The organism is Roseixanthobacter finlandensis (genome assembly GCF_043195105.2).
In the GTDB taxonomy this organism is placed as follows: domain Bacteria; phylum Pseudomonadota; class Alphaproteobacteria; order Rhizobiales; family Xanthobacteraceae; genus NCEH01.
This window is the reverse complement of the sequence record NZ_CM195536.1, coordinates 2509062-2530626: the sequence shown is the minus strand read 5'-3', so window position 1 is coordinate 2530626 and position 21565 is coordinate 2509062. Positions and strand designations below refer to the sequence as shown.

The 21565-nt window shown below is 66.5% G+C and carries 19 protein-coding genes, 1 tRNA gene and 2 pseudogenes; 12 read left to right on the top strand and 10 right to left on the bottom strand.

Annotated features, from left to right (window positions below; translation table 11 throughout):
* Positions 1-10 precede the first annotated feature (10 nt).
* Positions 11-2161, top strand: coding sequence for a glycogen debranching protein GlgX (glgX, locus tag V5G24_RS11810; RefSeq protein ID WP_394082463.1), 2151 nt, complete (start codon positions 11-13; stop codon positions 2159-2161).
* Positions 2158-4191, top strand: coding sequence for an AI-2E family transporter (locus V5G24_RS11805; protein WP_394082465.1), 2034 nt, complete (start codon positions 2158-2160; stop codon positions 4189-4191). Before glgX ends, V5G24_RS11805 begins: the two co-directional genes overlap by 4 nt.
* Positions 4192-4200: 9 nt before the next feature.
* On the opposite strand, the gene V5G24_RS11800 is transcribed toward V5G24_RS11805, so the two are convergent.
* Both V5G24_RS11800 and V5G24_RS11795 read right to left on the bottom strand, forming a co-directional pair.
* Entirely contained in the window at positions 4201-4929 is a 729-nt protein-coding gene (locus tag V5G24_RS11800; protein WP_394082467.1) for a ZIP family metal transporter, read from the bottom strand.
* Between the two features lie 200 nt (positions 4930-5129).
* Positions 5130-5207 (bottom strand) — tRNA-Pro (locus V5G24_RS11795).
* Positions 5208-5651: 444 nt separating this feature from the next.
* On the opposite strand from V5G24_RS11795, the pseudogene V5G24_RS11790 reads away from it, so the two are divergent.
* Positions 5652-6005, top strand: a pseudogene (locus tag V5G24_RS11790) (septal ring lytic transglycosylase RlpA family protein); the annotation flags it as partial.
* 199 nt (positions 6006-6204) lie between these two features.
* Here the strand turns inward: V5G24_RS11790 and V5G24_RS11785 are convergent.
* From V5G24_RS11785 to V5G24_RS11755, 7 genes and pseudogenes are all read right to left on the bottom strand, one after another.
* A complete protein-coding gene (locus V5G24_RS11785) occupies positions 6205-7203 on the bottom strand; it encodes a hypothetical protein (protein WP_394083098.1) in 999 nt (332 codons plus the stop codon).
* A gap of 473 nt (positions 7204-7676) precedes the next feature.
* Positions 7677-7956 (bottom strand): annotated as a pseudogene (locus V5G24_RS11780) (MerR family transcriptional regulator); the annotation flags it as partial.
* A gap of 48 nt (positions 7957-8004) precedes the next feature.
* A complete protein-coding gene (locus V5G24_RS11775) occupies positions 8005-8322 on the bottom strand; it encodes an integration host factor subunit alpha (RefSeq protein WP_348845236.1) in 318 nt (105 codons plus the stop codon).
* An 86-nt stretch (positions 8323-8408) separates the two neighbouring features.
* Positions 8409-9383, bottom strand: coding sequence for a beta-ketoacyl-ACP synthase III (locus tag V5G24_RS11770; RefSeq protein WP_394082471.1), 975 nt, complete (start codon positions 9381-9383; stop codon positions 8409-8411).
* The gene (gene plsX, locus V5G24_RS11765; RefSeq protein WP_394082473.1) at positions 9380-10453 is read right to left on the bottom strand and encodes a phosphate acyltransferase PlsX; all 1074 of its coding nucleotides are present in this window, start codon (positions 10451-10453) and stop codon (positions 9380-9382) included. Before plsX ends, V5G24_RS11770 begins: the two co-directional genes overlap by 4 nt.
* A 100-nt stretch (positions 10454-10553) precedes the next feature.
* Complete coding sequence (locus V5G24_RS11760) at positions 10554-11069, bottom strand: YceD family protein (protein WP_394082475.1); 516 nt, start codon at positions 11067-11069, stop codon at positions 10554-10556.
* Positions 11062-11622 carry a ubiquinol-cytochrome C chaperone family protein gene (locus V5G24_RS11755; RefSeq protein WP_394082477.1) on the bottom strand — a complete coding sequence of 187 codons (561 nt, stop codon included), beginning with the start codon at positions 11620-11622 and terminating at the stop codon, positions 11062-11064. Before V5G24_RS11755 ends, V5G24_RS11760 begins: the two co-directional genes overlap by 8 nt.
* A gap of 173 nt (positions 11623-11795) precedes the next feature.
* Between V5G24_RS11755 and V5G24_RS11750 the strand changes: the two genes are divergently transcribed.
* Entirely contained in the window at positions 11796-12290 is a 495-nt protein-coding gene (locus V5G24_RS11750; protein ID WP_394082479.1) for an outer membrane protein assembly factor BamE, read from the top strand.
* A 75-nt stretch (positions 12291-12365) separates the two neighbouring features.
* Here V5G24_RS11750 and tpiA read toward each other — a convergent pair whose 3' ends face one another.
* Entirely contained in the window at positions 12366-13124 is a 759-nt protein-coding gene (tpiA, locus tag V5G24_RS11745; RefSeq protein WP_394082481.1) for a triose-phosphate isomerase, read from the bottom strand.
* A gap of 169 nt (positions 13125-13293) precedes the next feature.
* Between tpiA and V5G24_RS11740 the strand changes: the two genes are divergently transcribed.
* From V5G24_RS11740 to V5G24_RS11705, 8 genes are all read left to right on the top strand, one after another.
* Complete coding sequence (locus tag V5G24_RS11740; protein WP_394082483.1) at positions 13294-15189, top strand: peptidylprolyl isomerase; 1896 nt, start codon at positions 13294-13296, stop codon at positions 15187-15189.
* Between the two features lie 11 nt (positions 15190-15200).
* Positions 15201-16712: an anthranilate synthase component I gene (gene trpE, locus V5G24_RS11735; protein WP_394083082.1), complete on the top strand. Its 1512-nt coding sequence runs from the start codon at positions 15201-15203 to the stop codon at positions 16710-16712.
* A 140-nt stretch (positions 16713-16852) separates the two neighbouring features.
* Positions 16853-17458, top strand: a complete 606-nt coding sequence (locus tag V5G24_RS11730; RefSeq protein WP_394082485.1) for an anthranilate synthase component II — start codon at positions 16853-16855, stop codon at positions 17456-17458.
* Between the two features lie 4 nt (positions 17459-17462).
* Entirely contained in the window at positions 17463-18497 is a 1035-nt protein-coding gene (trpD, locus tag V5G24_RS11725) for an anthranilate phosphoribosyltransferase (RefSeq protein ID WP_394082487.1), read from the top strand.
* The gene (gene trpC, locus V5G24_RS11720; RefSeq protein WP_394082489.1) at positions 18494-19285 is read left to right on the top strand and encodes an indole-3-glycerol phosphate synthase TrpC; all 792 of its coding nucleotides are present in this window, start codon (positions 18494-18496) and stop codon (positions 19283-19285) included. The genes trpD and trpC overlap by 4 nt, the downstream gene beginning before the upstream one ends.
* A gap of 90 nt (positions 19286-19375) precedes the next feature.
* On the top strand, positions 19376-19789 hold the full coding sequence (locus tag V5G24_RS11715) for a DUF2147 domain-containing protein (protein WP_394082491.1): 414 nt from the start codon (positions 19376-19378) through the stop codon (positions 19787-19789).
* Positions 19790-19793: 4 nt separating this feature from the next.
* On the top strand, positions 19794-20276 hold the full coding sequence (gene moaC, locus V5G24_RS11710) for a cyclic pyranopterin monophosphate synthase MoaC (protein ID WP_394082493.1): 483 nt from the start codon (positions 19794-19796) through the stop codon (positions 20274-20276).
* 38 nt (positions 20277-20314) lie between these two features.
* Positions 20315-21529 (top strand): molybdopterin molybdotransferase MoeA, encoded by a 1215-nt coding sequence (locus tag V5G24_RS11705; protein WP_394082495.1) that lies wholly within the window; start codon positions 20315-20317, stop codon positions 21527-21529.
* The last annotated feature ends 36 nt before the right edge of the window (positions 21530-21565 follow it).

The following is a 21565-nucleotide window of genomic DNA, read 5'->3' as shown; positions in this document are numbered from 1 at the left end:
GGCAAGGGATATGGATATGCTGGTATCGGACGCGGCTCCTCAGGTGATGAAGGCGTCGCGGGTCCGGGAGGGAAACCCGTTTCCTCTGGGCGCCACCTGGGATGGGCTCGGCGTGAACTTCGCCCTGTTCTCCGCCAATGCCACCAAGGTGGAGCTGTGCCTCTTCGATCCTGACGGCGAGCGCGAGGTGGAGCGCATCGAGCTGCCCGAATATACCGACGAGGTGTGGCACGGCTATTTGCCCGATGCCCGGCCCGGCCTCGTCTATGCCTATCGCGTCCATGGCCCCTACGAGCCCGCGTCCGGCCATCGTTTCAATCCCAACAAGCTGCTTCTTGATCCCTATGGCAAGCAATTGGTGGGGGGATTGACCTGGAACCCGGCCCTGTTCGGCTACCAGATGGAGAGCAAGGACAAGGACAAGGATCTCACCTTCGACACCCGCGATAGCGCCACTTTCATGCCGAAATGCCGGGTGATCGATCCGGCCTTCACCTGGGGCATGACGCGCCGCCCCCTGGTGCCATGGGACCGCACCATTCTCTATGAGGCCCACGCCCGCGGCTACACCATGCGCCACCCCCAGGTGCGGGAGGATTTGCGCGGCACGTTCGCCGGTCTCATGGCGCCGGAAGTGATCGACTATCTGAGAGACCTCGGCATCACCGCCCTGGAGCTGTTGCCGGTGCACGGCTTCGTGGACGACAGCTATCTGGTGGAAAAGGATCTGCGGAATTATTGGGGCTACAACACCATCTCCTTCTTCGCCCCGCATCCGCTCTATCTCGCGAGCCCGAACGTCAATGAGTTCAAGGAGATGGTCGCGCGTTACCACGCGGCGGGCATCGAGATCATCCAGGACGTGGTCTATAACCACACCGCCGAGGGCAACGAGCTTGGCCCGACGCTCTCGTTCAAGGGCATCGACAACGCCTCATACTACCGTCTGCCCGAGGACAAGCGCTTTTATATCAACGATACCGGCACCGGAAACACGGTGAACCTCTCCCATCCGCGCGTCCTGCAGATGGTTACGGACAGCCTGCGCTATTGGGCCACCGAGATGCAGGTCGATGGGTTCCGCTTCGATCTTGCCACCATCCTCGGCCGCGAAGCCCATGGCTTCGACGAGGGCGGCGGGTTCCTCGATTCCTGCCGCCAGGATCCCATTCTCTCGCAGGTGAAGCTGATTGCCGAACCTTGGGATTGCGGTCCGGGCGGATATCAGGTCGGCGGCTTCTCGCCGGGCTGGGCGGAATGGAACGACCGCTATCGCGACACGGTGCGCGCCTATTGGAAGGGCGATGACGGCCAGATCGCGGAACTCGCCACCCGCCTCACGGCCTCGGGCGATTTCTTCAACCGGCGCGGCCGCAAGCCGTGGTCTTCGGTGAATTTCATTTCCGCCCACGACGGCTTCACCCTCGCGGATCTGGTCTCCTATAACGACAAGCACAATGAGGCGAACGGCGAGGACAATCGCGACGGCCATTCCCACAATCTCTCATGGAATCATGGCGTCGAGGGCCCGAGCGAGGATCCGGAGATCTGCGCCCTGCGCGCCCGCCAGATGCGCAACATGCTGGCGACGCTGCTGTTTTCCCAAGGGACGCCGATGATCCTGGGTGGCGATGAATTCGCGCGCACCCAGGGGGGCAACAACAATGCCTATTGCCAGGACAATGAAATCGGCTGGATCGAGTGGGATTTCACCCCGGCCGGGCGCGAACTCCACGCCTTCGTGCGCAAATTGATCGCCGTGCGCCAATCTCACCCTTTGCTGCGTCGAAGCCGTTTCCTCAGCGGCGCCTATAACAAGGAGCTCGACGTCAAGGACGTGTGCTGGCTCGCCCCGGACGGGACCGAAATGGGCGAGGAGCAGTGGCAGGATGGCCTGAGCCGGTGCATGGGCGTGTTGATGGACGGGCGCGCGCAGCCCACCGGCATCCGCCGCAAGGGGACCGACACCACTTTGCTGCTGATCGTGAACGCGCATTTCGACGTGGTGAATTTCACCCTTCCCGAGGTTGTGGGCGGCAAGGGATGGCGCCTCGTCGTCGATACCAACGCCCCCGCCCCGGCGGCGCAGCCCACCTTTCCGTTCGCCCATGTCTATGAAGTGACAGGCCGTTCGCTCCTGCTGCTCGAAGTGGCATCATGAGCGAGGCGGAGGGCAGTGGGCCGGACCGCACGGCCCATCCCATCCTTCAGCAACAGGTGGTGCCGCCGCGCGCCGCCGTCATTCCGCTGGGTTCGGGCGCCGTCGGCACGCTGCTGGCGACGAGCGCCATCATCGCGATGCTGTATTTCGCCCGCGAAGTGCTGGTGCCGGTGGCGCTCGCCATGCTGCTCAGCTTTGTGCTCGCGCCGGTGATTGTGGTGCTGCGACGGTTGAAAATTCCGCGCACGCTGGCCGTCACCAGCGTCGTCGTGCTCACCTTCCTCGGCCTCATCTCGCTGGGGGCGGTGGTGGCGAGCCAGGTTGCGGAGCTCGCGGGCGATCTGCCGCAATATCAGGTGAATATCCGCGACAAGATCCGCTCGCTGCGAGGTGCGACCGAGGGGTCCGGCACGCTGGAGCGCGCGGCGCAGATGCTTCAGGACCTCGGCAACGAGCTTGACCGGCCGGCACCCGAAAGCCGGACTGGAAGCCCGAATGCGGGCACCGCCGAGCAACCGCCCCTGCCGGTGGAGATCCGCCAGCCCAATCCCGGCACCTTGGGCATGCTCGGCGCGGTGATGACACCGCTGGTTCACCCGCTCGCCACCACCGGCATCATCTTCATCTTTCTCATCTTCATCCTGTTGCAGCGGGAGGACCTGCGCAATCGCTTCATCCGCCTTGCGGGGGCGAGCGACATCCAGCGCACCACCGCCGCGCTCGACGATGCGGCCCGCCGCCTGTCCCGCTTTTTCTTGATGCAGGTGATGCTGAACGCCGGCTTCGGCACCGTGATCGGCCTCGGCCTGTGGGTGATCGGTGTGCCGAGCCCGCTGCTGTGGGGGCTGATGGCGGCGGTGCTACGCTTCGTTCCTTATATCGGCGCGATCATCGCCGCTTTGCTGCCGATCGCGCTCGCGCTCGCCGTCGATCCCGGCTGGAGCATCGTGTTATCCACAATCGCCCTGTTCGCCCTCGTGGAGCCCCTCGTCGGCCACATCATCGAGCCGCTGGTCTACGGGCGGAGCACCGGGCTTTCCCCGGTCGCGGTGGTGGCATCGGCCACCTTCTGGACCTGGCTGTGGGGACCAATCGGGCTGGTGCTCGCGACCCCGCTCACGCTCTGCGCCGTGGTGCTCGGCCGCCATGTGGACCAGCTGGAATTTCTCGACGTGATGCTCGGCGACCGGCCGCCGCTCAGTGCGCCGGAGCTGTTTTACCAGCGCATGCTGGCGGGCGACCCGACCGAGGCCACCAGCAAGGCCGAGGAATTCCTGAAGGAACGTAGCTTCCTGGCCTATCTCGACAATGTCGCCCTGCCCGGCCTGCGGCTCGCGCAGCAGGATCTTTCCCGCGGCACCCTGGACGACGCGCGGATCGCGCGGCTGCGCCTCAGTCTCGGGGAATTGCTGGAGAATCTGTCCGATATTCCAGACGGCATCCCCAAGGGCGAAACCGATGAGCGCGAAGCCGAGGCCGCCGTTGCCGCAAGCCCGGCGGGCGGCGCCTATCCCGTGGTCGATGCCGAGACGCTGCCGCAGCGCTGGCGGGGCGAGGCTCCCATTCTCTGCATCGCGGCGCGGTCCGGCCTCGATCTCGCGGCGGCGGACCTGTTGGCGCATCTGCTGAAGCGCCATGGGCTGGCGGCGCGCGTCTGCGGTCCAGAAACGCTGACCATCGCCAATCTCGCCAATCTCAGCGGGTCCGATCTGGCGCTGACCATCCTGTCGTCGCTTGAAAACGCAGGCACGGCGCACATGCGCTATTCCAGCCGGCGGCTGCGCCGGCGATTGCCGCAGAGCGAAATCCTTCTCGCGGCGTTTGGCGCCCATGACGATGGCGCCATGCGCGCCGCCCTCGAAAGCCAATCCGGCAGCAATGCGGTCGCGACAAGCCTCGAAGAGGCGTTGGCGGCCTGCCTGATCGCGGCGGGGCGCCCCGAATCCTCCGACGCCGACGATACCGCCCACCCCGTGCCCGAAAGCTCTGCGGTTCCCGCACAACCCAGGCCGGCAAGGGCGAGCGCCTAGAATGCGGGCCTAGCCCCCAAGCGCCTTCAGCATCAGCACTGCGAGGAAGCCGAGGAAAAAGGTGGCCGCAACGAAGGTCGTGTCCTCGCCGTCGGCGTGGGCTTCCGCCAGCAATTCCTCGGTCACCAGATAGATCAGGGCGGCGGTGGCGAATGCGAGGATGCCCACCTGCCAGAGGTCCGGGAGGGAGAGGAACGCGAGCGCGCCGCTCGCTCCGCCGATCGGCACCAGCGCGGCGAGCGCGCACGCCTTCATCACACCCCCTGCCCCGGCGCCCGGTCGGCTGAGGGAGACGCTCGTGGCGAGGCCGAGGAAGAAGACCTCCAGCGTCAGGGCCGCGACGATCACCAGTCCGCTTTCCGGCGCCGCCGCGAGCGCGACCGCGCACAACAGGCCGTCGATGAACAGATCGACGCCGACCGTCACCAGCAGGCCGGTATTGTTTCCGCCCGGCTTTTCGCCAGGCGCCTCCTCTTCCTTCTCGTCCGCCTCGCCAATCCACCGCTTGATGGCCAGCATGAGCGCGCCGCCGAGCGTGAAGCCGATGGCGATGCCGAGGGGATGGGCGCTTCCGAGCTCCGGCAGCAATTCCGCGCCCACGGCCGCCATCACCACGCCGGCGGTGAAATGCTGCACGGCGCCACGGATCGTCGCGCCGGGACGCCAGACAAAACCCAGCAAGGCGCCGGCGATGACGGCCCCGGCGGGGATCAAGGTCAAAAGAACCGCGTTCAGCATGCTCGGCGCCCCGCTCAGACAGCCATCGTCTAGGGCTTCACCGTGACAGAGCGACGAAGCGCGGGCTTTTGAGATTCGGGATGCGTGTCGGGCCGATGCGCCGGTCCTGGCGCCCGCGCGTCCATGGTCTGCGCGCCCATTGGACGTGCCTCCCCGCTTTCAGGCGGGCCGAACCATGGGGCTATTTCTTGGGATGTGAATGGTCGGAGCGAGAGGATTTGAACCTCCGACCCCTAGTCCCCCAGACTAGTGCGCTAACCGGGCTGCGCTACGCTCCGACGTGGAGGGGAGGCTTAGACCATCGCGTTGGCGGCTACAAGAGTGAAATGCGGCGCTATCCACCGCCCTTCGCGACCCTCAATGAAAACCCGCGTTGCGGGCCTGACGTGCCGGCCTGTCCGGCCGACGCTCCAAAATGACAGAGGACGGTACTTTGGTGCTATGGGGCGGAAATCGGGCGCGGAGCCGAACACGGTTTCGCGACTTTGGCATATGACATTTTTATTTATCAGTAAAAGGTTGCCGCAAACAACAAGTGCGGTCGAATAGCGACGTTATCTTGATGGAAACTTTGCGTTAACTTTGATATATATTGTTCCAATCTGATACATTTTTCAAGCTTAGCAGTAAGATATCATGATTTCGCCGCGGAACAGTGACATTGTCGCCCCAATAGAACGTCATTCGCCGATCTCCCATCAACAACAATGGAGGTCGAGGGAATGGAGATCCAGAAGGGGTTTCTGATTGGAACATTTGCGCTGACGCTCGGCGCGTTCTGTACACCAGCCAAAGCCGATGCCGGACAGACCGGTGTTGCTTCTTATTATTGGCAGGGACGGGGCACCGCAAGCGGCGAACGTTTTAATCCCAATGCCCTGACTGCGGCCCATCGCTCGCTCCCCTTCGGAACGAAGGTTCGCGTGACCAACCTGCGCAATGGCCGCACAGTGGTGGTCCGCATTAACGACCGTGGACCGTTCGTCCGGGGTCGCATCATCGACGTCTCGCGCGCCGCGGCGTCAGAACTCGGATTCACCAGCCACGGCCTGACGCGCGTCTCCGTCGCCGTGCTGGGACGCGAACAGGTGGCCGAAGCCGCCCCGGCCCAGGACAAGGCCGCGGCCGCTCCCGCACCGATCAATCTGTTCGCGTGGCTCCAGCAGTCTCAGGCGGACGAACCCGCGAACTGAGCGACACGGGGTGCCGTCGCCGTTCGTACGGCACCCTCTTCCAGACGTGCGGGAAATGCCGCGCCAACGGCGCACGGGCAGCTTATTGGGACGAATCGTCCGGCCGTTCCACCGCTCCGCCCAGCAGGCGGCGGCATTCGCCCAATTCATAGAGCGTCGCCTGAAGGCGATGCACGTCGTCGCGGGATAAAACCGGGATCGGCACCGGCGGCGCGCCCACCAGGCGCGGGTCGGAACGCAGATGCGGCGGCAGATATTGCTCGGGCGGACCCGGCCGATGCGGCTCGCGCGGTGCGGATTCCGGCCGGAAGCCCTGATGATGATCCCACCGCAACGGCTCCGGATCCTCCAATTCGAATTCCTCCACCGGGCCGGTCAATGGCCCCAGCCGCAATTTACCGATCGGCTCGGCGGCAGACGCCGCTGGGGGCCGTGACGGCGTGTAGGCCTCGGCCCGGCGGGCGTCACGCCGATCATCCGCGCGCAAAGGCGGGGTGCCGGGGTGCGCAGAGCGCGGCTCGGCACTCAGGTCCGCCGCGAATCGCGGCTCCTCCTCGCGCCATTCCCTAGGCCAATCGTCCGCCGGTGGGGCGATCCCGCGCGCTGGGCCGGGCGGCGGCCGGCGCTCGCCATCGCGCATGTCCGCCCGGAACGTCACCTCGCGGTCGTCCTCGCGCGGGATTTCAGCGCGCGAGACTTCGGCGCGGGTTTCTTCACCACGCGACGCCTCCGTTCGGCGCGCGCGTGCCGGGATATAGTCTTCCGGCGGTCCGGGCGCATGCTCCTTCAGGCGGCGGATGCGGGCGTCCAGGGGCTCGGAAATCTGCGGGCTGTCGGGACCAAAGGCATCATCGTCGAAGAAGGGCAGCAGGGGATCTTCCAGTTCGGGAACCGGCGGCGGTTCGGGCAGACGCGAGGCCGGTCCGCGCGTCGGCCGACGCTGTGGCACGACGGGCCTGTGAACCGCTTCGGCCGCGCGACGGGGCTCGGGCGCGAACGAGGGCGCGGGACGGGGCGGCGCATAGGGTTCCGCCGGGTCGTCGTCCTCTTCGTCCTCGTCCTCATAGGCGGGCTCAGGCATCCGGCGATAGAAGCTTTCGTCGTCCCGGACCAGCCGTGGCTCAACCGGTGCCACAGGCGCGCCGGTGCGGCGCTGCGCTGCCGCCGGGCGGACAGATGCAGAATGCACAGGCGCCGGCCGGGCGGGCGCTGGCAGCGGCTCGAGGCGCGGCTCGACAGGCCCTTCATGGCGGCGGGTATGCTGGGAAAATTCGGGGAACGGCAATTCCGCGATGACCGGCGATTCCTCGACGGGCGATTCGGCGCGCGCCTTGCCACGGCGCGGCAACAGGCCAAGGAAGCCGCCAAAGCCGCTCTGGCCGCCTTCGCCCTGCCCCCGCACGCCGGACCGCCGGCGCGGCTCCTGATCCATGTCGCTTTCGTACGGCGCTTCGTCATGGGGCTCCGGCGCGGCCGCTTGCCGGCGCTGCGCTTCCGCGCGCGGCGCGACAGGCGGCGGCATCGGCTGAAAGCCGGCCGCCTCTTCCTCTATGGCGAGATCCTGGACGTAGTGAATCCCCTGCTCTTTCAGGATTCGCTGCACACCCTTGATGGTGTAGCCTTCGCCGTAGAGCAGATGCCGCACGCCCCGCAGCAGATCGACATCCTCGGGCCGGTAGAACCTGCGGCCTCCGGCCCGTTTGATGGGCTTGATCTGCGTGAAGCGGGTTTCCCAGAAGCGCAGGACGTGCTGGGGCAGCTCGAGATCCTCGGCCACCTCGCTGATGGTGCGAAAGGCGTCCGGTGACTTGTCCGTTTGCCTCGCTCCGGACACGTGCGCTTGCCTCCATGCACTGCGGGCAATTTTGCCCACACCAGCGGATCAGTCGCGATCCAGGCCGTTTTCTGTGCGCCCGTTTATGCGATTCTTCAAGATGCTGGACGGCTTGAAGACCATGACGCGGCGAGGCTCGATGGGCACTTCTTCCCCGGTCTTCGGATTGCGGCCGATGCGCTGCCCTTTGGAGCGCACGACGAACGAACCGAAAGACGACAACTTCACCGTCTCGCCTTTGGCGAGGCAGTCGGCGATTTCGCTCAGCACGAGCTCAACAAGCGCTGCGGATTCCGTCCGCGACAGGCCCACCTGTTGGTAGACCGCCTCACAGAGATCGGCACGCGTTATGGTCTTACCAGCCATATGTCTCCCCGGCCCCAACAGAGAGGGTCAGCCGCCGTGACCCTATCCACTCAGGGCGAGGCTGGTCAACGTCATTAATGATTTACCTACCATCGGATTAGAGCGGAACCCCAGGTAAAGCCACCGCCCATGGCCTCCAGCAAAACCAGGTCACCGGATTTGATGCGGCCATCCTTATGCGCCGTGTCCAGCGCGAGGGGGATCGAAGCCGCAGAGGTATTCCCGTGGAGGTCCACGGTGGTCACAACCTTGGAGGGTGCGATTCCAAGCTTCTGCGCACTCGCATCGATGATTCGGCGATTGGCCTGATGTGGGACGAACCAGTCGATCGTGTCCGCCGAAGCGCCGGTTGCGGCGAACGCATCCTCGATCACATCGGTGATCATGCCGACCGCATGCTTGAAAACCTCACGGCCTTCCATGCGCAAATGCCCGACGGTCTGGGTCGAGGACGGCCCGCCATCCACAAACAATTTGCTTCTGTGGCGGCCATCCGAGCGCAGATGCGTGGTCAGAATGCCCCGGTCGCCTGCTTCGGCCGCATCGCGCGCCTCAAGCACCACGGCGCCGGCGCCGTCGCCGAACAGCACGCAGGTGCCGCGATCCTCCCAATCGAGGATGCGCGAGAAGGTCTCGGCGCCGATCACAAGCGCCCGCTTGAAGCTGCCGGTCCGCAAATGAGCATCGGCCGTGGCGAGGGCGAACACGAAGCCCGAGCACACCGCCTGCAGGTCGAATGCCGCGCCGTGGAGGATACCGAGTTCCGCCTGTACGGTTGCAGCCGTGGCCGGAAAAGTCTGGTCCGGGGTCGAGGTGGCGAGGATGATCAGGTCGATGTCGCCGGCCACGAGCCCGGCGTCGGCCAGCGCGCGGGTCGCCGCGTGGCGCGCGAGATCCGACGTCAGCTCGCCGGTCGCGGCGATATGACGCTCGCGGATGCCGGTCCGCTGCACGATCCATTCGTCCGAAGTGTCAACCGAGCGGGCAAGTTCGCTATTGGTGAGGACCCGTTCCGGCAGATAGGACCCCACGCCCCGGACCACGGACTTAATTAAGCTCACGATTGACCTTCCGCTTCTGCCGGTAGCGTCGCGCCCGTCCCGTCGGACGAAGGCACGCGCGCGAGGAGACTGGTTTTGATGCGCGACAGCAATTGATGCCGCACCATGTCGTAGCCAAGATCCACGGCCGCGGCGAAGCCCTCAGCATCGGCGCCGCCGTGGCTTTTGATCACAACGCCGTTGAGGCCGAGGAAAACCCCACCGTTCGAGCGGCGCGGGTCCATCTTTTCCCGCAGGACGCGAAACGCGTCGCGCGCCAGCAGATAGCCGAGCTTGGTACGCCAGGTCCGCCCCATGGCGGCGCGCAGATAGCTCGCCAGCTGCTTGGCGGTGCCTTCGGCGGTCTTCAGCGCGATGTTGCCGGAAAACCCTTCGGTCACAACCACGTCCACCGTGCCCGCGCCGATATCATTGCCTTCCACGAAGCCGTGGTAGAGCAGGTCGGTGGCGGTATCCTCGCGCAGCAGGCGGCCGGCTTCCTTGACTTCCTCGACGCCCTTGATCTCTTCCACGCCCACGTTCAGCAGGCCGATGGTGGGGCGCTCGACGGCCAGCACGGACCGCGCCATGGCGGATCCCATGATGGCCATTTCGACGAGGCTTTGCGCTGTGGCGCCGATCGACGCGCCGACATCAAGCACGATGCTTTCCCCGCGCAGGGTCGGCCAGATGGCGGCGATCGCCGGCCGGCCGATGCCCGGCATGGTGCGCAGGTTGAACTTGGCCATGGCCATCAGCGCGCCGGTATTGCCGGCGGAGACCGCCGCATCGGCATCGTGCGTCTTCACCGCGTCGATGGCGCGCCACATGGAGGATTTGTATCGACCGTTGCGCAGCGCCTGGCTGGGCTTGTCGTCCATGCCGACGACGATCTCGGTGTGGACGACGCGCGAAGCGGCGGCGAGGCGCGGATGCGCTGCCAGCACGGACTGCAAGCGTTCTTCGTTCCCGAACAGGATGAAGTGCAGGTCCGGGTGCCGCTCAAGCGCGATCGCGGCACCGGCGAGAACGGTCTCGGGGCCATGGTCTCCGCCCATGGCGTCAACGGCGATGCGAACGGGCACGGTCATCGAGGCAAACGTTCCAGTTTGTTCCGCGGACGAGGCACCCGCTTCAGAGCGGCCGGACAATAACCACTCGGGCGCACACCGCAATATTTGACGCAGGCAATCAAGATTTGTCTTTCAGGCGGGCGAGTTCGGCAAAGGGAGAGAGCGCTTCCGGCGCCTCGGCTACGGTTTCGAATTCCTCGCCTGGCATGCGCGGATAGGGATCCAGCGCGAGCGAGAGGAATTCCGTTACGAGATGGCCGAGGTCGATACCGCCGTCGACGATGGCATCGGGCTGGTCCAGCTCGGCTTCCGGGTCATCCACATCGACGGCGCGCGCCGCAATGGCTTCCTCGGGCGCGAAATGGACGTCGATCTCCTCGTCGAGGTCGGTGTCGAACGGCTCCAGGGAGACCACGGAGATTTGGCGCACCTGCGCCTTCAGGCGCCCGGTCACATGGGCGCCCGCCCCCACCGGGGAGATCCGCAGGTCGGCGGTCAGGCTGTGGACGGCGGGAATGTCCACGAACCGCGCCAGCGCCGCCCTCTGGGCTTCGTCGGGCACGAGGGCCACGGCGAGGCCGTGGGCCGGCACGTCGTCCAGGGACACGCGATGGATATAAGGAAGATCAGTCATGGACGGCACCCTCGCCTGCATTCGGGGCGGGAAAATGAACCTCGCCGCGCGCGAACACCTCGGCCGGTGTCGCGGCGAGCCCCGCGACGGCCTGTCGCACATAGGCGGCAAGCGCCCGGCCCGGCGCGCCGAGCGCGGCCGGCTCGACCTCATACACGTTGCGGGCGACCGCCTCGTCCAGAGCGTCGGGCGCGGCATCCGCCTGCAAGGCGGCATCGAACACGCCGGCGCGGCCATAGAAGGCCTGGCCGATCTTCTTCATGCGCTTGGGCACGGAAAGATCGCCGACGCCCATTTCGCGCAAGGTGCGGTCCATGTCGTCGAGAAACGCGTCGAACACCATTTGCGACATGTCGCGGCTGGCCTCGTCCCCGCTCTTGAGGCGATGGCAAACCAGAAATGTATGCAGCAACACCAATTCGAACCGCCCCTCTATGGTATCGGGCACGGCAAAGTCGGTATAGAAGGCGGGCTGCCGCGCCTGCGCCACGATCACGCCATAGAGGCGCTGGATGGTCGCTCGGCGCTCGGGTCGACGAAACAGATTCAGCATCACTTTTTGCGGGTCTGTGCGTCGCTCGTTGGCAAGACGCGGATGAGCATGGGGCGTAGCGCGCTGGAGGCGTCGTGGCAAGGGCAGTGGCATCTGCAGGGGCATCGTTCAGGGATCAGGCGGCATGTGCCGCACGGGCTGAAATCGAGGGAATCGGCGTGGCGTCATCGCAAGTGAGAAGTTCCGTTTCGCGCAGCTACGCCCGCAGACCGGTCTGCGCAGCGCTCGGACTGGTGGTGATTGCCGGCACATTGTCCGGCTGCGCGAACTTCGTTGGCGGCACCGGCACGTCCATCAGCGGCGTGGTGCGCACCTACCAGCGCGGCTATGTTCTGAGCGAGGGCGCCCTGGAACAGGTGCCGGTGGGCTCGAGCCAGGAGCAGGTGCTGCTGGTGCTCGGCACGCCCTCCACCGTCTCCACCGTGCAGGGCGACGTCTTCTATTACATCTCCCAGGTGGAGAAGCGGGTCGCCTTCTTGAAGCCGGAGATCACCGAGCAGAAGGTGCTCGCGATCTATTTCGACAAGAATCGCCGCGTTACCCGCATCGCGAATTACGGCCTGCAGGACGGCAAGGTGTTTGACTTCGTCTCGCAGAAGACCCCGACCAGCGGCGAAGAGCTGAGCGTCATCAAGCAATTGCTGAGCGCGACGAACTTCTCGCTTTAAGAGAGTGGGCGCGGGTTTGAGGGGCGTCCAGCCCCTCAAACCTGCCTCTCGAACCAGCCGCGTTGCGGTGGCGCCCTAGAGATAGGCGCGGGCGATCGCCAGGAAATCGGCGGCCTTCAGGCTCGCCCCGCCCACCAGGGCGCCGTCCACATGCGCGGCGTGGAGCAGGACAGCTGCATTTTCCGGCTTCACCGAGCCGCCATAGAGGATGCGCACCCTTTCCGCGTCTCCACCGAACCGCTCCCGCAGGACGGTGCGAATCTCGGTGTGCACCTCCTCGACTTCCTCGACCGTCGGGACGCGGCCGGAGCCGATCGCCCACACCGGCTCATAGGCGATCACGAGCCGATCCGCCGGAGCCTCCGCCGGCACCGAGCCGCGCACTTGCCGCGCCACCACCTGGAGGCAGGCGCCCGCATCGCGCTCCGCCTGCGTCTCGCCGACACAGACCACCGGCACGAGGCCGGCCCGCAGGGTGGCGGCGGCCTTGGCGCGGACCATGTCGTCGCTCTCGCCATGGTCGGTGCGCCGTTCGCTGTGGCCGACGATGACGAAGGTGCCCCCGGCATCCGCGATCATTTCCGCCGAGATATCCCCGGTATGGGCGCCGCAGGGCTTGGCGTGGCAATCCTGCGCGCCGATCGCGATGGCGGCGCCGGCGATCTCGCCCGCCAATCCGGCGATCAAGGTGACCGGCGGGCAGATCAGAAGGTCGACGCGGGCCTGCAAGGCGGCGTCATAGCCATCGACCATGGCCAGCAGTTCCGCCCCCGAATGCCGCAACCCGTTCATCTTCCAGTTTCCGGCAACGAGCGGGCGGCGGGCAACGGGCATGAAATCCTCCAGGACAGACGCGGATGGACAGGGAACTTTCCGACCGGTTATCAGAGGGCGCGCAACACGGCAAACAGCACCGCCTGCGCCGTTGCGGCGCGGGGTGCCGCTCCCTATGATGCGCGCCTTCTGCGTCGGGGCCGCGCCCCTCCTCAAACCAGACTGAGCAATGGTACTTCAGACTCTCCGTAAAGGCGCCTCCGGCTTCATCGCCAAGGCTTTCCTTCTCCTGCTCACCGTCAGCTTTCTCGTTTGGGGCATCGCAGACGTGTTTCGGGGCCAAAGCGCCCGCGCTGTCGCGAAAGTCGGGGACACCGAGATTTCGGCCGACGCATTCCGCCAGCAGTATCTGGACCAGATCCAGCAGATCGGCCGCCGCACCGGGCGCCCGTTCACGCCCGAGCAGGCCCGCGCGTTCGGCCTCGACCGGCAGGTCCTGAACCAGATGGTGGCCGAGGCGACCCTCGACGATACCGCCAAGGCGCTCGGCCTGGCGATATCCGAGGAAGAGGTCGCGCGCGCCGTGCGCGCCAATCCGGCCCTGCGCCGGCCCGGCGCGACCGAATTCGATCCCGCGTATTTCCAGCAGCTCCTGCGCGCCAACAATCTCACCGAGCCGCGTTTCCTCGCGGCGGAGAAGCAGCGCATGCTGCGCCAGCAGATCGCCTCCGCCCTCGGCGGCGATGTTGCCCCGCCGGCGGTCCTGCTGGATGCGGCCCATCGCTATGAAAGCGAGCAGCGCGCGGTGGCCTATATCGCCGTCGGCGCGACCGCCGCCGGTGCCGTGCCGTCGCCGACCGACGAACAGTTGCAGGCCTTCTTCAACGCCCACAAGATCACGTTCCGGGCGCCGGAATATCGCAAGATCACCGCCCTCGCCCTCACCCCCGCCGCCCTTGCGCCCTGGGTGCAGGTGGCGGACGCGGACGTGAAGGCGGCCTATGACCGCAACACCGCCCGCTTCGGCACGCCCGAGCGCCGCGCGGTGCAGCAGATCGTGTTCTCCAACGCGGACGAGGCGCAGCAGGCGGCGGACAAGATCAAGGCCGGAGAGACCTTCGACCAGATCGCCGCCGCGCGCGGCCTCAGCCCCAAGGACATCGACCTCGGCACGGTCGTGCGCTCCGACCTGATCGACCCGAAGATCGCGGAAGCGGCCTTCTCCCTGCCGCTGGACGGCACCAGCGCGCCCATTCCCGGCGCGTTCGGTTCGGTATTGGTGCATGTGACCAAGATCGACCCCGCCCAGATCCAGCCGTTCGAGCAGGTGCAGGACGTGTTGCGCAAGGAACTCGCGCTCGATCGGGCGCGCCGCGAATTGCTCGACAAGCATGATTCCATCGAGGACGAGCGCGGCTCCGGCGCCACGCTCGCCGAGATCGCGCAGAAGCTCGGCCTCCAGACCGAGACCATCGATGCGGTGGACCGCTCCGGCCGCGATCCCACCGGCGCCGAAATCCGCGACCTTCCGGGCGTCGCCGATGTGGTGGCTGGCGCCTTCGCCACGCGGCCCGGCGTCGAGACCGAGCCGGTGCAACTGCCCCAGAACGGCGGTTATGTCTGGTACGACCTCAATGAGGTGACGCCCGCCCGCGAACGTCCGTTCGACGAGGTGCGCGATCAGGTGCTGGCCCGCTGGACCGAGGACGAAACCGTCAAGGCGGTGGATGCCAAGGCCAAGCAATTGCTGGCGGAGCTCCAGGCCGGCCAGCCCCTGGTGCAGGTCGCCACCAGTGCCGGACTTGAAGTGAAAACCGCACAGAACCTGCAAAGAGGCCGTGCCACCTCGGATTTCTCGGCTGACGCCGTCGCCAAGATCTTCGATGTGCCGCTGAATGGCTTCGGCCTCGCGTCGGGCACGGTGCCTGCCGAGCGCATCGTGTTCCAGGTCACCGGCATCACGGTGCCGCAGGTGACGCCGGCCGAACAGCAGGCCGCCGCGCGCATCGGCCAGCAGATCGAAACCGACCTGCTGCTGCAATATCTCGCCCAGTTGCGCAGCCAGATTGGCGTCTCGGTGAACGAACGCCTGCTTCAGCAGGCGATCGGCGCCGGCACGAACTGAACCCGAAGATGATGAACGCTCCCACGGATTTCGACGCCTTCGCCCAGCGCTATGCGCGCGGCGAGGCGCAGGTGGTGACCACCACCCTGATCGCGGACCTTGAGACGCCGGTCTCCGCCTTCCTCAGAATCGCGGGCGAGAAGCCCAATGCGTTCCTGCTGGAATCGGTGGAGGGCGGCCAGACGCGCGGCCGCTATTCCATGATCGGCCTCGACCCCGACGTGATCTGGCGCGCCAATGGCGATGCGGCGGAAATCAACCGTTCGGCGCTCATCGACACCCGTGCCTTCGAGCCGTGTGCCGAGCCGCCGCTCGCGGCGCTGCGCAGCCTGCTTGCCGAATCGGCGATCGACCTGCCGCCCGGCGCCCCGCCCATGGCGGCCGGCGTGTTCGGCTATCTCGGCTATGACATGGTGCGCCAGATGGAGCGCCTCGCGCCGGCCAAGCCCGATCCCATCGGCGTCCCCGAAGCCCTGCTGATCCGCCCGACGTTGATGGTGGTATTCGACGCGGTGAAGGACGAGCTTACCGCCGTGACCCCGGTGCGCCCGCAGGAGGGCGTTTCTGCCCGCGCGGCGTTCGAGGCGGCGCTGGCGCGGCTCGACAGCGTGGTGGCGGGGCTCGACCGGCCCATGGCCCATCCTGCGCCGGAGCCGTTCCACGCCCATGTGGAGCCGGTCTCCAACACCACCGAGGCCGAATTCTGCGCCATGGTGGAAAAGGCGAAGGACTATATCCGCGCCGGCGACATCTTCCAGGTGGTGCTTTCCCAGCGCTTCGAGAGCCCGTTTGCCCTGCCGCCGTTCGCGCTCTATCGCGCGCTGCGGCGGGTCAATCCGGCGCCGTTCCTGGTGTATCTGAACTTCGAGGGCTTTTCCGTCGTCTGCTCCAGCCCGGAAATCCTGGTGCGGCTGCGGGACGGCAAGGTCACCATCCGCCCCATCGCCGGCACCCGCAAGCGCGGCGCGACCCATGCCGAGGACGAGGCGCTCGCCCAGGAATTGCTGGCCGATCCCAAGGAGCGCGCCGAGCATCTCATGTTGCTGGACCTCGGCCGCAATGATGCCGGCCGGGTCTCGCAGATCGGCAGCGTGGAAGTCACCGACAGCTTCTTCATCGAGCGCTACAGCCAGGTGATGCACATCGTCTCCAACGTCGAGGGCAAGGTCGATCCGCGCTTCGACGCTCTCGATGCGCTGGCGGCGGGCTTTCCCGCCGGCACGGTCTCCGGCGCGCCCAAGGTGCGGGCGATGGAGATCATTGACGAGCTGGAAAAGGACAAGCGCGGCATCTATGCCGGCGCCATCGGCTATTTCAGCGCCAATGGCGAGATGGATACCTGCATCGTGCTGCGCACCGCCGTGGTGAAGGACGGGCGCATGTATGTGCAGGCCGGCGCCGGGCTGGTGTATGATTCCGTGCCGCTGAGCGAGCATCAGGAATGCATCAACAAAGCCAAGGCCTTGTTTCGCGCCGGCGAGGAAGCGGTACGCTTCGCCGCCCATGCCAAGAGGGGCCAGTGACCATGGCGCGTCCCGCGTGCCTCCACGAGCGATGGCGTGAGGCTTGACCCTTCCGTCACCCCCGCGCTTTAACTCAGGGGCAGCTCCCACATCTTCCGCGAGGAGCGCGCCTGCCCGGATCCGCCGGGCCTGGAGCCACGATGACCGCCGTTACGCTGATCGATAATTACGACAGCTTCACTTATAACCTCGTCCATTATCTCGGCGAGCTGGGCGCAAACGTCACCGTTCACCGCAACGATGCGCTGAGCGTCGATGAGATTCTGGCGGAAAAGCCCGATGCCATCGTCATTTCCCCCGGCCCGTGCACGCCCACGGAAGCCGGCATCTGCTGTGATCTGATCGCCCGCGCCAGCACCGAAGTGCCGCTGTTCGGCGTGTGCCTCGGCCATCAGGCGATCGGCCAGGTGTTCGGCGGCGATGTGGTGCGCGCGCCCATTCCCATGCATGGGAAGATGTCGCAGATCCATCATGAAGGCCGCTCGGTGTTCCGCGGCCTCAACCATTCCTTCCTCGCCACCCGCTATCACTCCTTGATTGTCGAGCAGAACACCTTGCCCGACGCGCTGGAAGTCACCGCGCGCACCGAGGACGGCCTCATCATGGGCCTTGCCCACCGCACCCTCCCTGTCCACGGCGTGCAGTTCCATCCCGAGAGCATCGCCTCGGAAAACGGCCACGCGCTGCTGCGCAATTTCCTTGAGATCGCCCGCGCCTTCAATGAAGGCCGGCAGGCACGGAGCTGACGCGATGGAACAGTTCCGCCCCCTGCTCGGCAAGGTCGCGACCGGCGCGGCGCTGACGCGCGAGGAAGCCGCCTATGTCTTCGACAAGATGATGTCGGGCGATGCCACCCCCTCGCAGATGGGCGCGCTGCTCATGGGCCTGCGCGTGCGCGGCGAGACCGTGGAGGAGATCGCCGGCGCGGTCAGCGTCATGCGCGCCAAGATGCTGCCGGTGGAAGCGCCCGACGAAGCGGTGGATGTGGTCGGCACCGGGGGCGATGCCTCCGGCTCCTACAATATTTCCACCTGCGCTTCCTTTATCGTGGCGGGCGCCGGCGTGCCGGTGGCCAAGCACGGCAATCGCGCGCTCTCCTCCAAGTCCGGCGCCGCCGATGTGCTCGCAGCGCTGGGCGTGCGGCTGGACCTGACGCCGGAAGGTATCTCGCGCTGCATCGCGGAAGCCGGCATCGGCTTCATGTTTGCGCCCTCCCATCATCCGGCCATGAAGCATGTGGGGCCGACGCGGGTGGAAATGGGCACGCGCACCATCTTCAACCTGCTCGGCCCGCTCTCCAATCCGGCCGGCGTGAAGCGCCAGATGGTGGGCGTGTTCGCCAAATCCTGGATCGTGCCGCTGGCCGAAGTGCTGCGCACGCTCGGATCGCAACGCGCCTGGGTGGTCAACGGCTCCGACGGGCTGGACGAGATCACCTTGTGCGGCGTCACCCATGTCGCCTCGCTGGAGGACGATCGCATCCACACGTTCGAGATCGCGCCCGAGGATGTGGGCCTGCGCTGCGCCGCGCCCGAGGCCCTCAAGGGTGGCGATGCCGCGCACAATGCCATCGCTTTGCGCGCGGTGCTGGATGGCGAAGCCGGCGCCTATCGCGACGTGGCCGTGATGAATGCGGCGGCAGCATTGCTGATCGCCGGCCGTGCGGCCGATCTGACCGAGGGCGTGGCCATGGCCCAGACCTCCCTCGACACCGGCTCGGCGCGCGCGCGGCTGGAACAGCTGGTCATGGTTTCTGAAAAAGTCGCGCCCCCGGTGAAGTCATGAGCGATATTCTCACCCGTATCGAAGCCTATAAGCGCGAGGAGATCGCCGCCGCCAAGGCCGCCCGTCCGCTCGCCGAGGTGGAAGCGGCGGCCCGCGCGGCGAGCCCGGTGCGCCCGTTCGCCGGTGCCCTGCGCGCGGCGCTGGACGCGGGGCGTACCGCTTTGATCGCCGAAATCAAGAAGGCCAGCCCCTCCAAGGGCCTGATCCGCGCCGATTTCGATCCTCCCGCGCTCGCCCGCGCCTATGAGGCGGGCGGCGCCACGTGCCTCTCCGTGCTCACCGACACCCCTTCGTTCCAGGGCGCGCCGGACTTCCTGATTGCGGCCCGCGCGGCGGTCTCGCTGCCGGTGCTGCGGAAGGATTTCATGTACGACACCTATCAGGTGGCGGAAGCGCGGGCCTGGGGCGCCGATTGCATCCTCATCATCATGGCCGGCGTGGACGATGCGCTCGCCCGCGACCTGCTGGACGCCGCGACCGCCTATGGCATGGACGCCATCGTCGAGGTTCATGACGGGGAGGAGCTGGACCGCGCGCTCGCTTTGCCCTGCACCCTGGTCGGCATCAACAATCGCAATCTGCGCACCTTCGAGACCACACTGGACACCAGCGCGCGCCTCGCCCCGCGCGTGCCGAAGGACCGGATCTGCATCGGCGAGAGCGGCATCTTCACTCCGCAGGACGTGGCGCGCCTCGCGGGCATCGGCATCGGCACGATCCTGGTCGGCGAGAGCCTGATGCGGCAAAGCGATGTCGCATCCGCGACGCGCACGCTTCTTGCGGCGTAAGCTTGCCGTATACGTCACCCTGAGGTCTAATGGCCGCGCATCGGCCCAGAAACGAGGCGGATGCGAGGAAACGATCAAGGGAGAATGCTCATGAGGACGCTGCTTCTGGCGGCTGCGCTGTCGATCGCCGCCGTGCCCGCCTTCGCCGCCGATGTGACCGGCAGCTGGGCCACGCCCACGAAGAATGGCATCGTCGAAATCAACAAATGCGGCAATTCCGTCTGCGGCCGGCTGGTGTCTTCCGACGGCATCAAGGCCGATCCGGCGCTGAAGGATGTCAATAATTCCAACGCGTCGCTGCGCAGCCGCCCGCTCAAGGGCCTGCAGATTCTCCAGGGCTTCTCGGGCGGCCCGGCCGAATGGACGGGCGGCGAGATCTATAATGCCGAGGACGGCAAGACCTATAGCGCCACATTGACCCTGGACGGGGACAATACCCTCAAGGTACGCGGCTGCGTGATCGTGCCGTTCTGCAAGACACAGACCTGGACCAGGAGCCGCTGACGCCATGACCGAACTGACCCATCTGGATGCCCAGGGCGCCGCGCGCATGGTCGACGTCTCGCAGAAGGCGGTCACCACGCGCGAGGCATTGGCGGAAGGGCGGGTCGTGATGGCGGCGCCGACGCTGGAGCTGATCCTGTCGGGCAATGCGAAGAAGGGCGACGTGCTCGGCGTCGCCCGCATCGCCGGGATCATGGCCTCCAAGCGCACCCATGAGCTCATTCCCCTGTGCCACCCGCTGATGATTTCCAAGGTGGAAGTGGAGATCGAGCCCGATGCCACCCTCCCCGGCCTCGTCGTGCGCGCCCGCGTCAAGACTAGCGGGCAGACTGGGGTGGAGATGGAGGCGCTGACGGCGGTTTCCCTCGCTTGCCTGACCATCTATGACATGGCCAAGGCCGCCGACCGCGGCATGCGCATCGAGGGGATTCGCCTGCTGGAGAAAGCTGGCGGCCGCTCCGGCGAATGGCGCGCCGACGACGCCTAAGGCGCCTGAGCTAAAAACTAAATCGGGAGCAGGGCGACATGGCATTGATGCCAGTGGATGAGGCCCTCGCGCTTGTGGTGGCCGGCGTTGTGCGATTGTCCGTGCAATCCGTGCCGGTTGCCGAAGCCACGGGCCGCGTGCTCGCCGCCGATCTTTGGGCGCGGCGAAGCCAGCCGGCCGCCGACATGTCGGCCATGGACGGATATGCGGTGGCCGCCGCCGATATCGCGCAGGTTCCCGCCACCTTGCGCGTGATCGGCGAATCCGCCGCCGGGCGTCCGTTTGCGGGCACAGTCGCGCCGGGGGAAGCGGTCCGCATCTTCACCGGCGCGCTCCTGCCCACGGGGGCGGACACGGTGGTGATTCAGGAAAATATCGCGCGCGAGGGGGATCTCATCACCACCACCGCCGCCACCGCGCCGCTGCGCAACGTGCGCAAGGCCGGGTTCGATTTTCCCGCCGGCAGCCTGATTCTTCCCGCCGGGCGCCGCCTCACCGGTCGTGACGTGATGCTGGCGGCGGCGGCCGACCATGCCACGCTCGACGTTATCGCGCGGCCGAAGGTGGGCATTCTGCAAACCGGCGATGAACTGGTTCGCCCCGGAGAAGGCCGCGGCGCGCTCTCCGACGTCGTGGTGTCGAATGTCTATGGCCTCGCGGCGCTGGCGCGCGCCCATGGGGCGGATGCGGTGGACCTCGGCCTTGTGGGCGATTCCCTTGATTCGACCCGCGCCGCCATCCGCGCCGCGGCCGAATCGGGAATAGACGTGCTGATCACCTCCGGCGGCGCCTCGGTGGGTGAGCACGATCTGATCGCGCCCGCCCTGCGCAGCGAGGGGGTGACGCTGACCGTCCACAAGATCGCCTTGCGGCCGGGAAAGCCGCTGATGTTCGGCGCGCGCGGCGCCATGCGCGTGCTGGGCCTGCCGGGAAATCCGGTGTCGGCTTATGTCGGCGCCGTGTTGTTCCTGGTTCCGCTGTTGAACGCGCTCCAGGGAGCCGCCACTCAGGGCCCGCACCTGCGCGCGGCGCGCCTCGGCTGCCCGGTGAGAGCCAATGATTCCCGGGTGGATTATATGCGCGCGACCCTCTCGTTCGCCGACGACGGAGCCTTGGTCGCGACGCCGCTGCCGATCCAGGACAGCTCGATGCTCACCACGCTCGCCATGGCCGATTGCCTGTTGATCCGGCCCGCTTTCGCACCCGCCGGAGAGACCGGCGATGCCTGTTCCGTGCTTCAGCTGCCCTCCTGAAATACCGTTAACGCGATGTTCACCCTTGCGGAACAC